This window comes from Pseudomonas sp. SH10-3B (genome assembly GCF_019891415.1).
Classification (GTDB): Bacteria; Pseudomonadota; Gammaproteobacteria; order Pseudomonadales; family Pseudomonadaceae; genus Aquipseudomonas.
Genome location: NZ_JAFLXD010000015.1, coordinates 102,128 through 121,415 on the forward strand (window position 1 = coordinate 102,128; position 19,288 = coordinate 121,415).

Here is a 19,288-nt window from a genome sequence, read left to right on the forward strand (position 1 = left end):
GGTGCATAGGGCGGGCATGCTTATAATGCGGGCGAGCTCAAGAGGGGGGAGAGAACGGATGCTGTTACGCGGTCTGACATGGCTGGTGCTGTTTCAGTTGATCGGCACGGCGATCAATCATTTGCTGCTGCCGGTACTGCCGGGGCCGATCATCGGCCTGTTGCTGATGCTGGGTTACCTGGTGTGGCGCGGTGAAGTCGGCGAGCCCTTGAGCCTGGCGGCCAGCAGCCTGCTGCGTTACTTGCCGTTACTGCTGGTCCCGCCGGCGGTGGGGGTGATGGTCTACGCCAAGGATATTGCCGCTGATTTCTGGGCCATCGTCGGCGCGCTGGTGTTGTCGCTGGTGATTGCCATGGGCGTGGTCGGGCTGTTGATGGAGCACATGGTCAAGCGCAAGGAGAAGGATCAATGATCTTCGACTGGCAAGGCGCATGGACGGCGGTGATTCATCATCCTTTGTTCGGCATCGGAATCACCCTCGGGGCCTATCAGTTGGTGCTGGCGGGGTTCGAGAAAACCCGCTGGATTTTCCTGCAGCCGGTGTTGGTCTCGATGTTGCTGGTGATCGGCGTGTTGCTCACGTGCGGCCTGAGCTATGCCGAGTACCGCAAGAGCACCGAGATCATGGGCATCCTGCTGGGCCCGGCCACCGTTGCGCTGGCCGTGCCGCTCTATCTGAACCTGCGGCGGATTCGCCAATTGTTCTGGCCGATTTTTACTACGCTGGTGATAGGCGGGGTGCTGGCCACCGGCCTGTGCGTACTGTTGGGGTGGGGGTTCGGCGCCGAACACATGATGCTGATGACCATGGCGCCCAAGTCGGTGACGTCGCCGATTGCCATGCTGGTGGCCGAGCAGATCGGCGGTGTGGCAGCCTTGGCGGCGGTGTTTGTGCTGATCACCGGGGTGGTGGGCGCGATGGTTGGCCCGGCGTTACTTTCGCGTCTGGGGGTGCACAGCCCCGAGGCGCGCGGCATGGCCTTGGGCATGACCGCCCACGCCGTCGGCACTTCGGTGGCCCTGCAGGAAAGCGAAGAGTGCGGTGCCTTTGCGGCGCTGGCCATGAGTCTGATGGGCGTGGCGACGGCGGTGTTCCTGCCGCTGGCTGTGTCAGTGATTGTTTAAACCGGGTTTAAGGAAACCTTTATGAGTCTGGCGCTGTTCCCGCTCAATACCGTGCTGTTCCCAGGCTGCACCCTCGATCTGCAACTGTTCGAGGCGCGCTATCTGGATATGATCAGCCGTTGCCTGAAAAAGGGCGAAAGCTTCGGCGTGGTATGCATCCTTGATGGCAAGGAAGTCGGCATGGCCCCGGATGGCTACGCGTTGATCGGCTGCGAAGCGTTGATTCGCGACTTCAAGCAGCAGGACAACGGTCTGCTGGGGATTCGCGTCGAAGGCGGGCGTCGCTTCCGCGTGCGTGACGCCGGTGTGCAGAAGGACCAGTTGCTGGTGGCCGAGGTGCAATGGCTGGAAGAACTGCCGGACCAGGCGCTGGAAGAAGAGGATGCCGACCTGCTGGCTTTGCTCCAGGCCCTGGCCGAACACCCGATGGTCGCCTCGTTGGACATGGGCACCCATGCCGATGGCCAGCAGGCCTTGGGCAATCAACTGGCTTATCTGTTGCCATTCACCGAGGCTGACAAGATTGATCTGCTGCAACTCGATGACCCGCAGCAGCGGCTGGATGCGATCCAGATGCTGCTCGACGAGTTGCAGGGTGAGTTGTTCACTTAATAGGCATACCGCAGCAAGGCATGGGGCGTGCCGGTGAGTGCGATAAAACTCAGCACCGCCAGCAGTGCCGGCAGGAGCAACCACCAGGTTTTTTTCGGCATGGCCGGCAATGGGCTTCGATACTGGCTGACGCCCAGGCTGAACGCGCACACCGTCATTGCCAGCAATGTGCCTGCCAGGATGTCGGTAGGCCAGTGGGCGCCCAGGTAGACCCGTGACAGTGCGATAAAGGCGGCGGGAATACAGCCCAGCAGCATCCAGGTCAGGCGCAGCCGTGTCGGTTGGCCGCGGCCGGCCAGTACCGCCAAGGCCAGGAAAAACGCGAAAGCACCGGACGCGTGGCCGCTGGGCATGCTGAAGCTGGTCAGTGGGTCGGTGAGGATTTCCGGGCGGCCGCGTGCGAAGAACAGCTTGGTGCCGGTGTTGATCACGGCCGCCCCGGCCAGTGTCGCGCCGACAAACAGCGCATGGCGCCACTGCCGAGCCAGTAACAAAAGGCCAGTGAACACGGCGCTGGCGAAGAACATTTTCTTGAACTCGCCCAGTTGGGTGATCATCACCATGGTCTGATCCAGCCAGGCGCTGCGATGTTCCTGCACCAGTGCGCTCAGGCCCTGGTCAAAGTCGTCCAGGTGCGGATAACCGATAAACAGGGCGATCAACAAGGTCAGGCTGGCGCAGCCTATCCACAAGGTGGCACGGCGATGGCCGCGCAGACTGGTGTTCAGGCTCAATCCCAACACGACCGCCAAACAAGCGGTGACAATCCCCGCCTCAGGCCAGAACCCTTCCGGCAATGGCAGGCGGAATGCAGCGCCGGTCGCCCAGCCCGGCAGCAGATAGGCGACCGACCAACCGGCTGCCGCGAGAACGCTGACCAGGGCGAAGCGCACGAACGGCATGTCGCACATCCCTGCCACCATGGGCAGCATCGGCCGCAATGGCCCGATGAAACGTCCTACCAGCAGGCTGGCGATGCCGTATTTGTGGAAGTAGGTTTCGGCGCCGTTCATCCATTCGGGGTGGTGGCGCAGGCCAGGCAGGCGGCGGATGTTCTGATGGAAGTGGCGGCCCAGGAAGTAGGAAACCCCGTCGCCCAACAAGCCTCCCAGGAACCCCATCAGCAGGGTTTCACTCAGGGACAACGCGCCGCTGCCAGCCAGTGCGGCAATGGCAAACAGCAACACCGTGCCTGGCACGATCAGACCGGCAATGGCCAGGCATTCCACGCACGCGACAATAAACACCGCCACCGCCAGCCATTCCGGGTTGAGGGTCAGCCAGCCGGTAATGCTATCGAGCCATTGGCCCATAAAACGTCACTCCCTCTATGTAATACATAACGCGAAACGCTGTAGATCCCCTGTGCGAGGGATCAACTGTCTGCGGCACCAGTGTTCAAATCAGAAAATAATCCCGGCCTTCGACCTGGCCCCGGCGCAGCGGGTTCCGTGTGCAATAGGGCGCATAGCCAGCATCGACGAAGCGATACATCAAGTGCTCGTCACGGCCGCTGGGGATGCCCAGGCGAGTGGTCTGGATGATGTGTGTCGGTGTCTGGTCGACGTCCTCAACGTAGAGCAACTCTTGATCAAAACGCTTGGCATCCCACATCGGCACCTTCAGGCCCAACGCCTTGCACAGCAAGGTCTGGCCGGCACACAGCTTTTGCGAGGGGCGGGGGCTGCCATCGGCATTCGGGTTGTTCAGCAGCATCTGCGCGAGACTGGCGGGCCCGGAGGTTTCATCGACCCAGGGATAGGCCGATTTGATCAGCACGGCATTGCCCGGTCCCTGCGCGCTGAAGTTCAGCGAATCGCCGCCACGGGAGTAGTACATATAGATATGCCCACCATCCAGAAACAAAGCCTTACGCTTTTCTGTGTAGCCGAGTGAAGCGTGGCTGCCTTTTTCGGCCACGTAATAGGCTTCGGTTTCAATAATGCGCGCTGAAAGCCAGATATCGCCGACGCGATGGCGGATGACTTTTCCGAGCAAATCACGCGCGAGTATTTGCGCATCACGGTCGAAGAAGCTGTCGGGCAGGGCGCTGGCGGGGCGTTGGGGGGTAGAACTGGGCATGGCGGTCTGGGGTTAATACGGCTAAATGTGACGGAATAATAACAACTCCCACCTTAATTACCGCTGAACCCCGGGTTTTTACAGTTCATTTCGACCATCCGCCCCTCACCGCTGTCCGTAGGGCGGCGTCACAGCTATAATCTGCCGCTTTCCTCTTTGCCAAGACTCCCTGACCATGACTGAGTCCGTTCTTGACTACATGACCCGCCTGGGTCGCGCTGCCCGTCAGGCCTCGCGGTTGATCGCCCGTGCGAGCACCGCGCAGAAGAACCGTGCCCTGTTGGCCGCCGCCGATGCTCTGGACGCTTCGCGCTCCGAGCTGACCGCCGCCAACGAACTGGACCTGGCCAACGGCCGCGCCAATGGCCTTGAGCCGGCCCTGCTGGACCGCCTGGCGCTGACCCCGGCACGCATCGACGACATGATCGAAGGTTTGCGTCAGGTGGCCAAGCTGCCTGACCCCATCGGTGAAATCCGCGACATGCGTTACCTGCCGTCCGGTATTCAGGTCGGCAAGATGCGCGTGCCTCTAGGCGTGATCGGCATCATCTATGAGTCGCGCCCGAACGTGACCATCGACGCCGCGAGCCTGTGCCTCAAGTCCGGCAATGCCACCATCCTGCGTGGCGGTTCCGAGGCGATCAATTCCAACCGCGCCATTGCTGCCTGCATCCAGCAGGGCCTGGCCGTGGCCGAGTTGCCGGCCGAAGTGGTGCAAGTGGTCGAAACCACCGACCGCGCCGCCGTGGGCGCCTTGATCACCATGCCGGAATTCGTCGACGTGATCGTGCCGCGTGGTGGCAAGAGCCTGATCGAGCGCGTCAGCCGCGATGCCAAGGTGCCGGTGATCAAGCACCTGGACGGCGTCTGCCACGTGTACATCGACATCGCCGCCGACATCGACAAGGCGATCCGCATCGCCGACAACGCCAAGACCCACCGCTATGCGCCGTGCAACACCATGGAAACCCTGCTGGTACACGTCGGCATTGCCGAGCGCGTGCTGCCGCCGCTGGCAGCCATCTACCGTGACAAGGGCGTGGAACTGCGCGGTTGCGAACGCACCCGTGCCCTGCTGGGCGCGGACGTGATCGAAGCCACCGAAGAGGATTGGTACACCGAGTACACGGCGCCGATCCTGTCGATCCGCATCGTCGACGACCTGGACCAGGCCATCGAACACATCAACAAATACGGCTCCAAGCACACCGACGCCATTGTTTCCGAGCATTTCAGCGATGCCCGGCGTTTCCTCACCGAAGTGGATTCCGCTTCGGTGATGATCAACGCCTCGACGCGCTTTGCCGACGGCTTCGAGTATGGCCTGGGGGCGGAGATCGGCATCTCCACCGACAAGCTCCACGCACGCGGCCCGGTTGGCCTGGAAGGCCTGACCAGCGAGAAGTACGTGGTGTTCGGCGACGGTCATGTGCGCACTTGATGGCTAAACGCATCGGGCTGCTCGGCGGTACCTTCGACCCCGTGCACATCGGCCATTTGCGCAGTGCCCTGGAGGTCGCGGATGCCCTGGCGCTGGATGAACTGCGCCTGATCCCTAATTTTCGGCCGCCCCATCGCGATACCCCGCAGGTGTCGCCGCAGCAACGCCTGGAAATGGTACGCCTGGCTGTAGAGGGTATACCGCCGCTGGTGGTGGACGACCGCGAGCTCAAGCGCGATAAACCGTCCTACACTGTCGACACCCTGGAACTGATGCGCGCCGAGTTGGCCGCGGATGACCAGTTGTTTCTGCTTTTGGGCTGGGACGCATTTTGCGGCCTGCCCTCTTGGCATCGCTGGGAGGAACTCCTCCAGCATTGCCACATCCTGGTTTTGCAACGCCCGGATGCCGACAGCGAACCGCCGGATGCCTTGCGCAACCTGCTGGCCGCGCGGTCGGTAAGTGACCCCTTGGCCCTGACCGGGCCGAACGGGAATATTGCATTCGTCTGGCAGACCCCGCTTGCGGTGTCTGCCACCCAGATCCGTCAACTGCTGGCCAGCGGGAAGTCGGTACGTTTCCTGGTGCCTGACGCGGTCCTGGCCTACATCGATGCGCACGGGCTTTACCGTGCGTCGAACTGAAAAGGCGCGCTTGAACGCACGAAAAGTCGTGCAGCGAGCGCCCGAACATACGAGCAAAACGAGTTTTTTATGACGAACAAAGACGTAAGCAAAGTAAAACGCAAAGGCACGTTCAAAAGCGCCCCGCTGCCGGTTGAAGCCCACGTTGGCCCGGAACTGGCTGGCGAAGAGCTGGTAAAAGTCGCCGTTGCCGCCCTGGAAGACGTGAAGGCCCAGGACATCCAGGTCCTGGACGTACGCGACAAGCAGAGCATTACTGACTTCATGATCATCGCCACCGGTACCTCAAACCGCCAGATCGGCGCGATGCTGGACAAGGTTCGCGAAGCCGTCAAAGCCCAAGGCGTGAAGCCACTGGGTGAAGAAGGCAAGGGCGACAGCGACTGGGTGCTGCTGGACATGGACGACGTGATCGTTCACATGATGACCTCCAACGCCCGTCAGTTCTACGACCTGGAGCGTCTGTGGAAAGGCGCCGAGCAGAGCCGTGCCGCTGATGGCAAGCACCACAGCCCGGAAGTGGGCCACGCGCACTTCGACAAGCTCAATAAAGACCAGGAATAAGGAACGGCTGTGCGCCTGCGTCTGATTGCTGTCGGTTCACGCATGCCCAAGTGGGTGGAAGAAGGCTGGCACGAGTATGCCAAGCGTCTGCCCGCCGAGCTGTCGCTGGAACTGGTAGAGATACCGCTCAACACCCGCGGCAAGAATGCCGACGTGGCGCGCTTTATCCGTCAGGAAGGCGAAGCCATGTTGGCCAAGGTCGGCCCCAACGAGCGCATCGTCACCCTTGAGGTGCACGGCAAGCCCTGGAGCACCGAGCAACTGGCGGTGGAGCTGGATCGCTGGCGCCTGGACTCGCGCACCGTCAACTTCATGGTCGGCGGCCCCGAAGGGCTGGCGCCGGAAGTCTGCGCGCGGGCCGACCAGCGCTGGTCGCTGTCGGCGCTGACGCTGCCGCACCCGTTGGTAAGGATCCTGATCGGTGAACAGCTGTATCGCGCCTGGACAGTCCTGTCCGGGCACCCTTACCACAAATAATCTGCGCCCCTCCCGATGACCCAGCCGATCCGCATCAAGGACCACGAGAAAGACGCACGTCTTGTACGCGCGCGCGTGGTGTTTGGTGCTTTTATGGTGGTGGGGTTGATCGGGGTACTGATAGCGCGCCTGTATTTCCTGCAGGTGATCCAGTACGACTATCACTCCACGCTGTCGGAAAACAACCGCGTGCATGTGCAGCCGATTCCGCCGACCCGTGGGCTGATCTTCGACCGCAATGGCGTGGTGGTGGCGGATAACCGGCCCAGCTTCAGCCTGAGCATGACCCGCGAACGTTCCGGCGATTGGCAGCAGGTCCTCGATGTGATCGTCGAGGTGCTGCAACTGACCCCGGAAGACCGGGTGATCTTCGAGAAACGCATGAAGCAGGGGCGTCGGCCATTCGAGCCGGTGCCGATCCTGTTCGAGCTGACCGAAGAGCAGATCGCGCGGATCGCGGTGAACCAGTTTCGCCTGCCGGGTGTGGAAGTGGTGGCGCAGTTGGTGCGCCACTACCCGCAAGGGCCGCACTTTGCCCACTCCGTCGGCTATATGGGGCGGATCAACGAGAAAGAGCTGAAAAGCCTCGATCCCGTCAATTACAGCGGCACCCACCATATCGGCAAGACTGGCATCGAGCGCTTCTACGAGCCCGAGCTGCACGGCCAGGTGGGTTACGAAGAAGTCGAGACCAATGCCCGTGGCCGCGTGCTGCGGGTGCTCAAGCGTACCGATCCGGTGCCGGGTAAGGACATTGTGCTGAGCCTGGACATCAAGCTGCAGGAAGCGGCCGAGATGGCCCTGGGTGGCCGGCGTGGCGCGGTGGTGGCGCTGGACCCGAAGACCGGCGAAGTCTTGGCCATGGTCAGCCAGCCGAGTTTCGACCCCAACCTGTTTGTGACCGGGATCAGCTTCAAGGCCTACGCCGAGCTGCGTGACTCCATCGACCGGCCGCTGTTCAACCGCGTGCTGCGCGGCCTGTACCCGCCCGGTTCGACGATCAAGCCGGCGGTGGCGATTGCCGGCCTGGACGCGGGCGTGGTCACGGCGTCCAGCCGGGTGTTCGACCCGGGCTACTACATGCTGCCCAACTACGATCACAAATACCGCAACTGGAACCGTACCGGTGACGGCTATGTCGACCTGGATACCGCGATCATGCGTTCCAACGACACCTATTTTTACGACCTGGCCCACAAGCTGGGGATCGACCGCTTGTCCGCCTACATGGGCAAGTTCGGCCTCGGTCAGAAAGTCTCCCTGGATATGTTCGAAGAATCCCCTGGCCTGATGCCATCGCGGGAGTGGAAGCGTGCGACCCGCCGTCAGGCGTGGTTCCCGGGCGAAACCCTGATCCTCGGCATTGGCCAGGGCTATATGCAGGCCACGCCGCTGCAACTGGCCCAGGCCACCGCGCTGGTGGCCAACAAAGGCATCTGGAACCGCCCGCACCTGGCCCGGACCATCGAAGGCGAAAAGCCTGTGGATGAAAATCCGATCCCGGACATCGTGCTGCGCGACGCGTCGGACTGGACCAAGGTCAACCACGGCATGCAGCAAGTGATGCACGGCGCACGCGGTACCGCGCGCAAGGCGGCAATCGGCGCCCAATACCGTATCGCCGGCAAGAGTGGTACCGCCCAGGTGGTCGCGATCAAGCAGGGCGAGAAATATGACCGCACCAAAGTCCAGGAGCGCCACCGTGACCACGCCTTGTTTGTCGGCTTTGCGCCGGCGGACGACCCGAAAATCGTGGTAGCGGTGATGGTCGAGAACGGCGAGTCCGGCTCCGGTGTGGCAGCACCTGTTGTGCGCCAGGTGATGGACGCCTGGTTGCTGGCCGACGACGGCCGACTCAAGCCCGAATATGGCGGCCCCCCTTCAATCCCCGAGGTTACGGCCAGTGAAGAGTAATTTTGACCGCATCCTCTCCAGCGAGGATGTGATGCGTCGCCGCGCGACGTTGCTGCAGCGCATGCACATTGATGGCCCGCTGCTGATCCTGCTGCTGACCCTGGCGGCCGGCAGTCTGTTCGTGCTGTATTCGGCCAGCGGCAAGAACTGGGACTTGCTGATCAAGCAGGCGTCGTCGTTCGGCCTGGGCCTGCTGTCGATGGTGGTGATCGCCCAGCTGGAGCCGCGTTTCATGGCGCGCTGGGTGCCGCTCGGTTATGTGGCCGGGGTGTTGCTGCTGGTGGTGGTGGACGTCATGGGCCACAACGCCATGGGCGCGACCCGCTGGATCAATATTCCGGGGGTGATTCGCTTCCAGCCGTCGGAATTCATGAAGATCCTGATGCCGGCCACCATCGCCTGGTACCTGTCCAAACGCACCTTGCCGCCCCAGCTCAAGCATGTGGGTATCAGCCTGATCCTGATCGGTATCCCCTTTGTGCTGATCGTGCGCCAGCCCGACCTCGGCACCTCGCTGCTGATCCTGGCCGGTGGTGCGTTCGTGCTGTTCATGGGCGGATTGCGCTGGCGCTGGATCCTCAGCGTACTGGCCGCCGCCGTGCCGGTGGCCGTGGCGATGTGGTTCTTCTTTATGCACGACTACCAGAAGCAACGGATCCTGACCTTCCTCGATCCCGAAAGCGACCCGCTCGGCACCGGCTGGAACATTATCCAGTCGAAGGCTGCCATCGGCTCCGGCGGTGTCTTTGGCAAGGGCTGGCTGCTGGGCACCCAGTCGCATTTGGACTTTTTGCCCGAGAGCCACACTGACTTCATTATTGCGGTAATGGGCGAGGAGTTCGGCCTGGTGGGCATTTGCGCGCTGTTGCTGATCTATCTGCTGCTGATCGGACGTGGGCTGGTGATTACCGCGCAGGCGCAGACGCTGTTCGGCAAATTGCTCGCCGGCAGCCTGACCATGACTTTTTTTGTTTACGTTTTCGTCAACATCGGTATGGTCAGTGGCCTGCTGCCGGTGGTTGGGGTGCCGTTGCCGTTCATTAGCTACGGCGGAACTTCGCTGGTGACATTGCTGTCAGCGTTTGGGGTTTTGATGTCGATTCATACGCATCGCAAGTGGATCGCACAGGTTTGAATAAGGTGAAGATGTCAATGCAAGTAATGCGCGGCTGGGCGACTCGGCATGCGTCCTGGATGGGCCTGATTGGGCTGCTGGGCGCAACGCAAGAGGCGCAGGCCGGTGACTACGATGGTTCACCCCAGGTCGCCGAATTTGTCGGTGAAATGACCCGCGACTATGGTTTCGCCGGTGAGCAGCTGATGGGCGTGTTCCGCGAAGCCCAGAAAAAGCAGGCGATCCTCGACGCCATCTCCCGTCCCGCCGAGCGCGTGAAGCAGTGGAAGGAATATCGCCCAATGTTCCTCACTGACGCCCGCGTGGCCCGAGGTGTGGACTTCTGGCGCCAGCACGAGGCCGTGCTGGCCCGCGCTGAGCAGGAATACGGCGTACCGGCCCAGGTGATCGTCGCGATCATCGGCATTGAAACCTTTTACGGGCGCAACACCGGCAGCTACCGGGTGATCGACGCCTTGTCGACCCTGGGCTTCGATTACCCGCCGCGTGCCGACTTCTTCCGCAAGGAGCTGCGTGAGTTCCTGCTGTTGGCCCGCGAAGAGCAGGTCGACCCGCTGACCCTCAAGGGCTCCTACGCCGGTGCGATGGGGCTGCCGCAGTTCATGCCGAGCAGCTTTCGCGCCTACGCGGTGGATTTCGATGGCGACGGGCACATCAATATCTGGAGCAACCCGGACGATGCCATCGGCAGCGTGGCCAGCTACTTCAAGCGCCACGGCTGGGTCGGTGGCGAGCCGGTGGTGGTCCGCGCCGATGTCACCGGGGAGCGTGCCGATGAAGGCCTGACCCAGGGTATCGAGCCGGTCAAGACGGTCGGGGAGTTGCGGGCGCTGGGCTGGTCGAGTCAGAATGCGCCACGCGACGATATGCCGGTGACGGCGTTCCGCCTCGAAGGCGAAAACGGCCCTGAATACTGGATGGGCCTGAAGAATTTCTACGCAATCACGCGTTATAACCGCAGTGTGATGTACGCCATGGCCGTGCATCAGCTGTCTGACATGCTGGTCCAAGCACGGGGCAACAAGTAATGCGGGCATCGCCGTTCAATCAACCGCTCAAGCTGGTGGCGTTCGCCGCGTTGTCCCTGCTGGTCGTCAGTTGTTCCACCAGCCGTGGCCCGGTACCGAAGTCCGGCGGCACCGCTGTGCGGTCCCAGCCAGGACTGGACATCAACCGCGCGCACAAAGACGGCGCGCCGTGGTGGGATGTCGACGTGTCGAAGATCCCGGATGCCACCCCGACCCTGCACACCGGCCCGTACAAGGCCAACCCCTATACGGTGCTGGGCAAGTCCTACTTCCCGCTGCAGGACTCCAAGACCTACGTGCAATCGGGCACGGCGTCCTGGTATGGCACCAAGTTCCACGGTCAGAACACCGCCAACGGCGAGGTTTACGACCTGTACGGCATGAGCGCGGCCCACAAGACCCTGCCGCTGCCCAGCTATGTCCGCGTGACCAACCTGGACAACAACCGCACGGTGATCCTGCGGGTCAACGACCGTGGGCCGTTCTATTCGGATCGCATCATCGACTTGTCCTACGCCGCCGCGAAAAAACTCGGCTATGCCGAAACCGGCACCGCGCGGGTCAAGGTCGAAGGCATCGATCCGGCGCAGTACTGGGCCCAGCGTGGCAAGCCCGCGCCGTTGATGCTCAACGAGCCGCAGAGTGCGCAGCCGCAGGTGACGGCATCAACCGGCAAGATTGAACAATGGACACCGCCACCGCAGCAGCACGCACCGGATACGGTAGTCGTGCCCCGTGCAGCACCGGGCGCCTCGGTCGCCGGTGGGCAATACCTGCAAGTGGGCGCTTTCGCCAACCCGGATGCGGCAGAACTGTTAAGGTCCAAGCTCAGCAGCATGGTCAGCGCGCCAGTGTTTATCAGCTCCATCGTGCGTAACCAGCAAACCCTGCACCGTGTGCGTATGGGCCCGATCGGTTCGCCGAGCGAGGTCGCACAAGTGCAGAACAGCGTGCGCCTGGCTAACCTGGGGCAACCCAGCGTGGTCACTGCCGAATAATAAATTGATGGTTCAGGCTCGCATGCGGGCCTGAACCCTGGTTGTTGGCTCGTTGAACAATAAAACCCAGGGGCAAGGGGTGAGCGGGCAACCGAACACGTGACAGTCTGGTAGCGGGCTGTCTGAATAAGTTTTGCCCGCGAGGGCAAGTTTCCATAAGCAATTTCGAGAGACGGATGAACATCACCACCTTAGCCAAACGCACGTGCCTGCTTATCTCGCTGATCATCACCCCGGCCGCCTGGGCGGTTGAAATGGTGCCGGCTTCACCGCAACTGGCTGCCAAGTCCTGGGTCCTCATGGATGCCGCCAGTGGCAACGTGCTGGTCGAGAGCAACGGTGACCAGCGCCTGCCACCGGCCAGCCTGACCAAGCTGATGACCGCCTACATCGCGACCCTGGAAATCCGTCGCGGCCAGATCGGCGAAAACGACCCGGTGACCGTCAGCGAAAACGCCTGGCGTACCGGTGGTTCGCGCATGTTCATCAAGGTGGGCTCGCAAGTCACCGTGAGCGACCTGCTGCACGGCATCATCATCCAGTCCGGTAACGACGCCAGCGTCGCCCTGGCCGAGCACATCGCCGGCAGCGAAGACGCATTCGCCGACATGATGAACAAAACCGTGGCCGACCTGGGCATGACCAACAGCCACTTCATGAACCCGACCGGCCTGCCAAACCCTGAGCACTATTCGTCGGCTCACGACATGGCGATCCTGGCGCGCGCGATCATTCGCGTCGACCCGGTGCACTACGCGATCTACTCCCAGAAGGAATTCTTCTGGAACAACATCAAGCAGCCTAACCGCAACCTGTTGCTGTGGCGCGACAAGACCGTCGACGGCCTGAAAACCGGCCACACCGACGAAGCCGGCTACTGCATGGTGTCGTCCGCGGTCCGTGATGGCCAGCGCCTGATCGCCGTGGTCTTCGGCACCAACAGCGAGCAGGCCCGTGCGGCCGAGACGCAAAAACTGCTGACCTACGGTTTCCGCTTCTTCGAAACCCAGACCTTCTACCAGAAGGGTGCTGAACTGGCGACCGCGCCGGTCTGGAAGGGCGCGACTTCGCAAGTCAAGGCCGGCCTGGCTGAAGACCTGACCCTGACCATGCCTAAAGGCCAGCTGAAAAAGCTCGCTGCCAGCATGACCATGAACCCGCAATTGGTTGCGCCAATCGCCAAGGGCGACGTGATCGGTAAAGTCGAAGTGAAACTGGACGACAAGGTGGTGCACAGCGCCGACCTGATCGCGCTGGACGCCGTCGACGAAGGTGGTATCTTCCGCCGCGTGTGGGATAGCATCCGTCTATTCTTCTACGGCTTGTTCAACTGATTGTGTGCACCTGCAAAGCCCCGCGTTGATCCGACGCGGGGCTTTGCCGTCGCCACGGCTTACCGCTTACGAGGCCGTTCTGCCATGACCGATAAAGAAGTAAAGGCGCCAAAGATCGAATTCCCGGTGACGGATTATCCCGTCAAGGTGATCAGCGATACCGGTGTAGGCAACAAAGACAAGATTCTGGATATCGTGCGTAAACACGCGACGATCAATGACGACCGGGTGGACGAGCGTTCGAGCACCAACGGTAAGTACACCACGATCCAGTTGCACATCGTTGCGACCGGTCAAGACCAGCTCTACGACATCAATAGCGAACTGCGGGCCACCGGCTTCGTGCACATGGTGCTGTGATGTCACAGGTCCTGGGCTTTCGCGAGCTCGGCCGGATGGACTACGAGCCCGTCTGGCACGCCATGCAGCGCTTCACCAACGAACGCGGCAGCTCGGCCCCGGATGAAATCTGGCTGGTGGAGCACGCGCCGGTATTCACCCAGGGCCAGGCCGGCAAGGCCGAGCATGTGCTGCTGCCGGGGGATATTCCGGTGGTGCAGGTCGACCGAGGTGGCCAAGTGACTTACCATGGCCCCGGTCAACTGGTGGCGTATCTGCTGCTGGACGTGCGCAAGCTGGGTTTTGGCGTGCGCGACCTGGTGAGCCGTATGGAGGCTTGCCTGATCGAGCTGTTGGCCAGTTACGGCGTGAGCGCTGCGGCCAAGCCCGATGCACCCGGTGTGTATGTGGACGGCGCGAAAATCGCGTCCCTCGGTTTGCGCATTCGCCACGGCTGTTCCTTTCATGGCCTGGCCCTGAACGTGGACATGGACCTGGCTCCGTTCCAGCGGATCAACCCGTGCGGCTATGCCGGGCTGGCGATGACCCAACTGAGCGACCACGCCACACCGATTAAATTTGCCGAGGTAAGTGCCCGGCTGCGTGCGCAGCTCGTCAAACACCTCGACTATGCTGAGCAGACGACCCTCACGGGCGGAATCGACTGATTATGACTACTGATGCAGTGCAAACCATGATCCCGACGCTGGACATCACCGAGCGTCCGGCCCCGGCCCCGCGTGCCAAGGTGGAAGCCGGCGTCAAGCTGCGCGGCGCCGAGAAGGTTGCACGCATCCCGGTGAAGATCATCCCGACCACCGAACTGCCGAAGAAGCCAGACTGGATTCGCGTGCGCATCCCGGTTTCGCCGGAAGTCGACCGTATCAAGGCCCTGCTGCGCAAACACAAGCTGCACAGCGTGTGCGAAGAAGCCTCCTGCCCGAACCTGGGCGAATGCTTCTCCGGCGGTACCGCCACCTTCATGATCATGGGTGACATCTGCACCCGTCGTTGCCCGTTCTGCGACGTTGGCCATGGCCGGCCGAAGCCACTGGACGTCAACGAGCCGGAAAGCCTGGCCATCGCCATCGCCGACCTGAAACTCAAATACGTTGTGATCACCTCGGTAGACCGTGACGACCTGCGCGACGGCGGTGCCCAGCACTTTGCCGACTGCATCCGCGAAATTCGCAAACTATCGCCGAACGTGATGCTTGAGACCCTGGTGCCGGACTACCGTGGCCGTATGGACGTCGCGCTGGAAATCACCGCTGCCGAGCCGCCGGATGTGTTCAACCACAACCTGGAAACCGTGCCGCGCCTGTACAAGGCCGCGCGTCCAGGTTCGGACTACCAGTGGTCGCTGACCCTGCTGCAGAAATTCAAGCAGATGATGCCGCATATCCCGACCAAATCCGGCTTGATGCTGGGCCTGGGCGAGACCGATGAAGAAGTGATCGAAGTCATGAAGCGCATGCGCGAACACGACATCGACATGCTGACCCTGGGCCAGTACCTGCAACCATCGCGCAGCCACTTGCCGGTGCAACGCTTCGTACACCCGGACACCTTCGCCTGGTTCGCCGAGGAAGGTTACAAAATGGGCTTCAAGAACGTCGCCTCGGGCCCGCTGGTGCGCTCTTCGTACCACGCCGACGAGCAGGCCAAGCTGGTCAAGGCTAGCCTGGTTTCCTGATCGAGGTTCAGACCCAGTGTGGGAGGGGGCTTGCCCCCGATTGCGGCGTACCAGTCAGCTCATCTGCTGCTGACCCACCGCTATCGGGGGCAAGCCCTCTCCCACATTGGTTTCAGCGTTAGATAGGGGGATTCTCAGATGACCGCCGCCGTTCCAGCCCTTCGCTCCGAAGGCACCATCGCCCTGATCGCCCCCGCCGGCCCCGCCGTGCTGGACGTTGAAAAGGCTGGCCAATGGATGCGCACACGCGGCTACGATCTGCGAATTTCCCCCGGTGTCTATGAACGCGACGGCTACCTCGCCGGCAGCGATGCAGTGCGCCTGCGTGACCTGCATGCCGCCTTCGCCGACCCCGAAGTCGATGCCATCTTCTGCCTGCGCGGCGGTTACGGCACGCCACGGCTGCTCGACGCGCTGGACTTCGACCTGTTGCGGGCCAATCCCAAGCCGTTCGTGGGTTACAGCGACATCACCGCGTTGCATCTGGCGATCAACCGCTACGCCGGCTTTGTGACCTTCCACGGCCCAATGCTCAATGCCGACCTGCTCGGCGGTAAACAACAACCTACCGAGTCATCATTGTTCAGCCTTCTGCGCGGCCAACTGGGCGCCGGCAGTGTGCTGGCGCACCCGGTGGCCTACCCGCTGACCACGATTGAACCTGGCATTGCCTGTGGGCGCTTGCTGGGGGGGAACCTGTCGATGATTGCGGCGGTGATGGGTACGCCTTACGAAATCGACGCTGAAGGCATCATCCTGTTTATCGAAGACGTCAACGAGCCGATTTACCGCATTGATCGTTTGCTGACGCACCTGCGTCTTGCGGGCAAGTTGGCCCAGGTCGCGGGTGTGCTGGTAGGGGATGTGGCGGGTGTGGATAACGCTGCGCTGGAGCGCCTGCTGAAGCAGACGTTCGAGCCGTTGCGCATACCGGTGCTGGCCGGCTGGCGCAGCGGGCATTGCGATCCGAACCTGACGCTGCCGATGGGCGCGTTGGTACGCCTGGATGCGGGGGAGCAGCGGGTGGTGTTGGAGCAGGATGTGGTTGTCAGGTCCTGAATCTGCGGGTGTTTGCTAAACCGCAATCGGGGGCTTGCCCCCGATTGCGGTAGTCGCCATACGCGGATCTAGCGGTTCTGCAGCGACTCCAGCAACTTCACCGTCGGATACCCATCCGCCGGCCAGCCCAATGCCTGCTGCGCCGCCCGAATTGCCTTGCGCGTGTTGGCGCCGATAATCCCATCCGGGTTGCCCGCGTCATAGCCTTGGGCGCTCAGCGCTGTCTGCAGATCTATGCGCTGCGAGCGACTGAGCGGCAGCTCATCCTTCGGCCAATCGCCACGAATCACACCGCCGCCGCCAAAGCGCTCCGACAACAGGCCTACCGCCAGTGCATAGGACGACGAGTTGTTGTACTTGAGGATCGCGCGGAAGTTATCCAGCACCAGGAACGCCGGGCCACGGTAGCCGGCTGGCAGCAGCAGGGCGGCGGACAGTTGGTCGACGTTTGGCGGCATGCTCGCACCCGCTGGCAATTGAATGCCCAGTTTCAGCCACTCGGCAATGCTCTTGCGCACGCCGCCATCGGCGAGGGCGTAGTCGAAGTTCGCCGGCAATTGCTTGACTTCAAAGCCCCACGGCTGGCCTTTCTGCCAGCCGGAGCTTTGCAGGTAGTGCGCGGTGGACGCGAGGGCGTCGGCCGGGCTGTTCCAGATATCGCGGCGGCCGTCGCCATCGAAGTCCACCGCATGGGTGTTGTAGGTGGTCGGAATGAACTGGGTCTGGCCCATGGCACCAGCCCAGGAGCCCTTCATCTGGTCGGCGGCGATGTCGCCGTGCTGGATGATCTGCAACGCCGCCAGCAATTGCGCCTGGGCAAAGGCCGGGCGACGGCCTTCGTAGGCCAGGGTCGCCAGGGAACGGATCACCGAGTTATTGCCCTGGAACTGGCCGAAATTACTCTCCATGCCCCACACCGAGACCAGCGCCTGGCGGTCGACGCCATAACGCTGCTCGATGCTTTGCAGGGTGTCGGCGTACTTGACCAGCAACGCCTGGCCATTGCGTACGCGCACGGGCGACAGGGCGCCGTCGAGGTATTCCCATACGGGGCGGGAAAACTCCGGCTGGCTGCGGTCTGCGCGGATCACCGCCATATCGGGGGTGACATCGGCAAAAGCAGTGTCGAAAACAGCGGCGGTGATACCGGCCTGCAGGGCTTGCGCGCGAAAGCCAGCCTGCCATTCAGCAAAGGTCTGGGTCGGTTGGATATCGAGATTGTCCACGGCCAGAGGGGCCACCACGGCAGGTGCTACCACTGGCGCGGTTTGCAGCTTTGGCAGGGGTTGGGCGTCGGCGGCGGTAGGTTTTTCCGCGCAGGCGACAAGCAGAATGAGGCTGGAGGCAGCGATCAATTGGCGAAGGTGCCAACGACGGGAAAGACAAGAGGGCATGCACAGGTCCAGGAATTACAAATCAGGCACAGACCTTATCATGCCAGAGGGGCGCTTGCCTTCAGGCAGCCAGAAAGTAAGAAGCCTCCCAGCTATTAGACTGGAAGGCTTCGCGGCGGTAGCTGCCTTTGCCCTTGCCGGCGCGTTCCTGACGGCTGCGGAACAGTGGCTGGGCGATGATGGATTTGGCCTTGTTGGGGCCATGCTTGGATGGCTTTTTGCTCATGGTCGATGCTCTCCTCAGATGTGATGCAGCGGTGCAAATCATCTGCCGAAGTTGGGCCGCTGTAAAGCCCGGCGGCAGGTAGGAGATTTCATTGCTTACGCGGTAGGACATGTGGGAGCAAGCCCCCTCCCGCATTGGTTCGGTGGTGTTTGCAAACTAGGATTATTCCGCTGGCAATGTCAGGCGCTGACCGGCCATCAACAGCGATAAACGGCTCAAGCTCATCCACGGTGAACCCGCTGCCTGGCCCTTGATCTGTGCATCAATGCGCTGCGCCTCCAGCAACAGTTGCGCCCAGCGTTGCGCCGAGTGTCGTTGCAGGGCTTTGCTCATCAGGGGTTTGCGCTTGTCCCACACCGGTGGCCGAGCCTGGCTGAAGCATTTGTCCAGCGGCGTGCCCTGGCTGTATTGCAGGGCAATGTTGGCCAATACCCGTAGCTCCCGGGCCAGGGCCCAGAGAATCACCGGCGGCTCCACGCCTTCGCCACGCAGGCCTTCGAGCATGCGCAGGGCATGGGCGGGCTCGCCGTTGAGAATCGCATCTACCAGCCCGAACACGTCAAAACGTGCGCTGTCTGCTACTGCGCCTTGGACGGTCTCGACGGTAATCTGCCCGTCTTCGGCCATCAGCTTGAGCTTTTCGATCTCCTGGGCGGCGGCAAGCAAGTTGCCTTCAACCCGCGCGGCGATCAGCTCCACTGCATCCTGTGTCGCGGACAGCCCCGCCTGGGACAGGCGCTGGCGAATCCATTGCGGCAACTGATTGCTGTCCACCGGCCAGATCTGGATGAACTGGGTCTGTGCCCCTTCCACCAGGGCCTTGCCCCACTTGGTCTTCTGCGCGCTGCCGTCGAGCTTGGGCAGGCTGATCAGCAGCACCGTGTCGTCGGCGGGCCGTGAGCAGTATTCCATCAGGGCAGCCGCGCCCTTGTCGCCGGGCTTGCCCGATGGCAGGCGCAGCTCCAGCAGGCGTTTTTCGGCAAACAGCGACATGCTCGCGCCGGCTTGCAGCAGCGTGCCCCAGTCGAAACTGGCGTCGGCGCTGAAGACCTGGCGTTCATCGAAGCCTTGCTGGCGTGCGGCGGTGCGGATGGCGTCGGCAGCTTCCTGGCACAGCAGCGGGTCATCACCGCTGACGATGTAGACAGGCGCGAGGCCACCTTGCAGGTGTTTGGCGAGTTGAGCGGGAGCGAGTTTCATAGGCAGGGTGAACGGGGCGC

Annotated in this window: 21 protein-coding genes; 16 read left to right on the forward strand and 5 right to left on the reverse strand. The window is 62.2% G+C overall.

All coding sequences use genetic code 11. The annotated features are described in order from the left end of the window. Nucleotides 1-58: 58 nt before the first annotated feature. Genes J1G35_RS14010 through J1G35_RS14020 form a run of 3 tightly spaced genes read left to right on the forward strand, consistent with a single transcriptional unit; the run spans nucleotide 59 to nucleotide 1,737 of the window. The gene (locus J1G35_RS14010) at nucleotides 59-412 is read left to right on the forward strand and encodes a CidA/LrgA family protein (RefSeq protein ID WP_053138125.1); all 354 of its coding nucleotides are present in this window, start codon (nucleotides 59-61) and stop codon (nucleotides 410-412) included. Further along, entirely contained in the window at nucleotides 409-1,125 is a 717-nt protein-coding gene (locus J1G35_RS14015; RefSeq protein WP_223015227.1) for an LrgB family protein, read from the forward strand. The genes J1G35_RS14010 and J1G35_RS14015 overlap by 4 nt, the downstream gene beginning before the upstream one ends. A 21-nt stretch (nucleotides 1,126-1,146) precedes the next feature. Beyond that, complete coding sequence (locus tag J1G35_RS14020; RefSeq protein WP_053138119.1) at nucleotides 1,147-1,737, forward strand: LON peptidase substrate-binding domain-containing protein; 591 nt, start codon at nucleotides 1,147-1,149, stop codon at nucleotides 1,735-1,737. Here the strand turns inward: J1G35_RS14020 and J1G35_RS14025 are convergent. Further along, entirely contained in the window at nucleotides 1,734-3,050 is a 1,317-nt protein-coding gene (locus J1G35_RS14025) for a bifunctional DedA family/phosphatase PAP2 family protein (protein WP_053138117.1), read from the reverse strand. The genes J1G35_RS14020 and J1G35_RS14025 overlap by 4 nt on opposite strands. 85 nt (nucleotides 3,051-3,135) lie before the next feature. Then, on the reverse strand, nucleotides 3,136-3,819 hold the full coding sequence (locus J1G35_RS14030; RefSeq protein ID WP_223015228.1) for a DNA-3-methyladenine glycosylase: 684 nt from the start codon (nucleotides 3,817-3,819) through the stop codon (nucleotides 3,136-3,138). Nucleotides 3,820-3,994: 175 nt separating this feature from the next. On the opposite strand from J1G35_RS14030, the gene J1G35_RS14035 reads away from it, so the two are divergent. The 13 genes from J1G35_RS14035 (at nucleotide 3,995) to J1G35_RS14095 (ending at nucleotide 16,448) form a co-directional block, all read left to right on the forward strand. Next, nucleotides 3,995-5,260, forward strand: a complete 1,266-nt coding sequence (locus tag J1G35_RS14035; RefSeq protein WP_053138111.1) for a glutamate-5-semialdehyde dehydrogenase — start codon at nucleotides 3,995-3,997, stop codon at nucleotides 5,258-5,260. Continuing rightward, nucleotides 5,260-5,904, forward strand: coding sequence for a nicotinate-nucleotide adenylyltransferase (nadD, locus tag J1G35_RS14040; RefSeq protein WP_065910068.1), 645 nt, complete (start codon nucleotides 5,260-5,262; stop codon nucleotides 5,902-5,904). The genes J1G35_RS14035 and nadD overlap by 1 nt, the downstream gene beginning before the upstream one ends. A 69-nt stretch (nucleotides 5,905-5,973) precedes the next feature. Continuing rightward, on the forward strand, nucleotides 5,974-6,468 hold the full coding sequence (rsfS, locus tag J1G35_RS14045) for a ribosome silencing factor (protein ID WP_003176298.1): 495 nt from the start codon (nucleotides 5,974-5,976) through the stop codon (nucleotides 6,466-6,468). Between the two features lie 9 nt (nucleotides 6,469-6,477). Next, nucleotides 6,478-6,945 (forward strand): 23S rRNA (pseudouridine(1915)-N(3))-methyltransferase RlmH, encoded by a 468-nt coding sequence (gene rlmH, locus J1G35_RS14050; protein WP_003176297.1) that lies wholly within the window; start codon nucleotides 6,478-6,480, stop codon nucleotides 6,943-6,945. A gap of 15 nt (nucleotides 6,946-6,960) precedes the next feature. After that, nucleotides 6,961-8,859 carry a penicillin-binding protein 2 gene (gene mrdA, locus J1G35_RS14055; protein WP_053138105.1) on the forward strand — a complete coding sequence of 633 codons (1,899 nt, stop codon included), beginning with the start codon at nucleotides 6,961-6,963 and terminating at the stop codon, nucleotides 8,857-8,859. 31 nt (nucleotides 8,860-8,890) lie between these two features. Continuing rightward, a complete protein-coding gene (gene rodA / locus J1G35_RS14060) occupies nucleotides 8,891-9,994 on the forward strand; it encodes a rod shape-determining protein RodA (protein ID WP_051429342.1) in 1,104 nt (367 codons plus the stop codon). A gap of 17 nt (nucleotides 9,995-10,011) precedes the next feature. Further along, nucleotides 10,012-11,022: a lytic murein transglycosylase B gene (mltB, locus tag J1G35_RS14065; RefSeq protein WP_053138102.1), complete on the forward strand. Its 1,011-nt coding sequence runs from the start codon at nucleotides 10,012-10,014 to the stop codon at nucleotides 11,020-11,022. Next, complete coding sequence (locus tag J1G35_RS14070; protein ID WP_053138099.1) at nucleotides 11,022-12,020, forward strand: septal ring lytic transglycosylase RlpA family protein; 999 nt, start codon at nucleotides 11,022-11,024, stop codon at nucleotides 12,018-12,020. Before mltB ends, J1G35_RS14070 begins: the two co-directional genes overlap by 1 nt. Before the next feature lie 176 nt (nucleotides 12,021-12,196). After that, nucleotides 12,197-13,354, forward strand: coding sequence for a D-alanyl-D-alanine carboxypeptidase family protein (locus J1G35_RS14075; RefSeq protein WP_053138096.1), 1,158 nt, complete (start codon nucleotides 12,197-12,199; stop codon nucleotides 13,352-13,354). A gap of 84 nt (nucleotides 13,355-13,438) precedes the next feature. Continuing rightward, nucleotides 13,439-13,714 carry a DUF493 domain-containing protein gene (locus tag J1G35_RS14080; RefSeq protein ID WP_223015229.1) on the forward strand — a complete coding sequence of 92 codons (276 nt, stop codon included), beginning with the start codon at nucleotides 13,439-13,441 and terminating at the stop codon, nucleotides 13,712-13,714. Continuing rightward, nucleotides 13,714-14,361 carry a lipoyl(octanoyl) transferase LipB gene (gene lipB, locus J1G35_RS14085; RefSeq protein WP_053138092.1) on the forward strand — a complete coding sequence of 216 codons (648 nt, stop codon included), beginning with the start codon at nucleotides 13,714-13,716 and terminating at the stop codon, nucleotides 14,359-14,361. The genes J1G35_RS14080 and lipB overlap by 1 nt, the downstream gene beginning before the upstream one ends. A gap of 26 nt (nucleotides 14,362-14,387) precedes the next feature. Continuing rightward, nucleotides 14,388-15,389 (forward strand): lipoyl synthase, encoded by a 1,002-nt coding sequence (gene lipA / locus J1G35_RS14090; protein ID WP_057444888.1) that lies wholly within the window; start codon nucleotides 14,388-14,390, stop codon nucleotides 15,387-15,389. 138 nt (nucleotides 15,390-15,527) lie between these two features. After that, nucleotides 15,528-16,448, forward strand: a complete 921-nt coding sequence (locus tag J1G35_RS14095; RefSeq protein ID WP_223015230.1) for an LD-carboxypeptidase — start codon at nucleotides 15,528-15,530, stop codon at nucleotides 16,446-16,448. Between the two features lie 68 nt (nucleotides 16,449-16,516). Here J1G35_RS14095 and J1G35_RS14100 read toward each other — a convergent pair whose 3' ends face one another. The 3 genes from J1G35_RS14100 to holA all read right to left on the reverse strand — a co-directional run bounded on the left by J1G35_RS14100 (nucleotide 16,517) and on the right by holA (nucleotide 19,268). Next, nucleotides 16,517-17,842, reverse strand: a complete 1,326-nt coding sequence (locus J1G35_RS14100; protein ID WP_053138088.1) for a lytic murein transglycosylase — start codon at nucleotides 17,840-17,842, stop codon at nucleotides 16,517-16,519. A 61-nt stretch (nucleotides 17,843-17,903) separates the two neighbouring features. After that, nucleotides 17,904-18,068 carry an alternative ribosome rescue factor ArfA gene (gene arfA, locus J1G35_RS14105; protein ID WP_003176285.1) on the reverse strand — a complete coding sequence of 55 codons (165 nt, stop codon included), beginning with the start codon at nucleotides 18,066-18,068 and terminating at the stop codon, nucleotides 17,904-17,906. Nucleotides 18,069-18,230: 162 nt separating this feature from the next. Next, on the reverse strand, nucleotides 18,231-19,268 hold the full coding sequence (gene holA / locus J1G35_RS14110) for a DNA polymerase III subunit delta (protein ID WP_053138086.1): 1,038 nt from the start codon (nucleotides 19,266-19,268) through the stop codon (nucleotides 18,231-18,233). Nucleotides 19,269-19,288 lie beyond the last annotated feature (20 nt).

Bases quoted from the DNA above. Each gene is read 5' to 3' on its own strand.
- nadD (WP_065910068.1), top strand. From the start codon at position 5,260: ATGGCTAAACGCATCGGGCTGCTCGGCGGTACCTTCGACCCCGTGCAC.
- J1G35_RS14015 (WP_223015227.1), top strand. From the start codon at position 409: ATGATCTTCGACTGGCAAGGCGCATGGACGGCGGTGATTCATCATCCT.
- J1G35_RS14080 (WP_223015229.1), top strand. From the start codon at position 13,439: ATGACCGATAAAGAAGTAAAGGCGCCAAAGATCGAATTCCCGGTGACG.
- J1G35_RS14100 (WP_053138088.1), bottom strand. From the start codon at position 17,842: ATGCCCTCTTGTCTTTCCCGTCGTTGGCACCTTCGCCAATTGATCGCT.
- J1G35_RS14020 (WP_053138119.1), top strand. From the start codon at position 1,147: ATGAGTCTGGCGCTGTTCCCGCTCAATACCGTGCTGTTCCCAGGCTGC.
- mltB (WP_053138102.1), top strand. From the start codon at position 10,012: ATGCAAGTAATGCGCGGCTGGGCGACTCGGCATGCGTCCTGGATGGGC.
- J1G35_RS14070 (WP_053138099.1), top strand. From the start codon at position 11,022: ATGCGGGCATCGCCGTTCAATCAACCGCTCAAGCTGGTGGCGTTCGCC.
- J1G35_RS14030 (WP_223015228.1), bottom strand. From the start codon at position 3,819: ATGCCCAGTTCTACCCCCCAACGCCCCGCCAGCGCCCTGCCCGACAGC.
- lipB (WP_053138092.1), top strand. From the start codon at position 13,714: ATGTCACAGGTCCTGGGCTTTCGCGAGCTCGGCCGGATGGACTACGAG.
- J1G35_RS14035 (WP_053138111.1), top strand. From the start codon at position 3,995: ATGACTGAGTCCGTTCTTGACTACATGACCCGCCTGGGTCGCGCTGCC.
- J1G35_RS14095 (WP_223015230.1), top strand. From the start codon at position 15,528: ATGACCGCCGCCGTTCCAGCCCTTCGCTCCGAAGGCACCATCGCCCTG.
- J1G35_RS14010 (WP_053138125.1), top strand. From the start codon at position 59: ATGCTGTTACGCGGTCTGACATGGCTGGTGCTGTTTCAGTTGATCGGC.
- mrdA (WP_053138105.1), top strand. From the start codon at position 6,961: ATGACCCAGCCGATCCGCATCAAGGACCACGAGAAAGACGCACGTCTT.
- J1G35_RS14025 (WP_053138117.1), bottom strand. From the start codon at position 3,050: ATGGGCCAATGGCTCGATAGCATTACCGGCTGGCTGACCCTCAACCCG.
- holA (WP_053138086.1), bottom strand. From the start codon at position 19,268: ATGAAACTCGCTCCCGCTCAACTCGCCAAACACCTGCAAGGTGGCCTC.
- rsfS (WP_003176298.1), top strand. From the start codon at position 5,974: ATGACGAACAAAGACGTAAGCAAAGTAAAACGCAAAGGCACGTTCAAA.
- lipA (WP_057444888.1), top strand. From the start codon at position 14,388: ATGATCCCGACGCTGGACATCACCGAGCGTCCGGCCCCGGCCCCGCGT.
- J1G35_RS14075 (WP_053138096.1), top strand. From the start codon at position 12,197: ATGAACATCACCACCTTAGCCAAACGCACGTGCCTGCTTATCTCGCTG.
- rodA (WP_051429342.1), top strand. From the start codon at position 8,891: ATGCGTCGCCGCGCGACGTTGCTGCAGCGCATGCACATTGATGGCCCG.
- arfA (WP_003176285.1), bottom strand. From the start codon at position 18,068: ATGAGCAAAAAGCCATCCAAGCATGGCCCCAACAAGGCCAAATCCATC.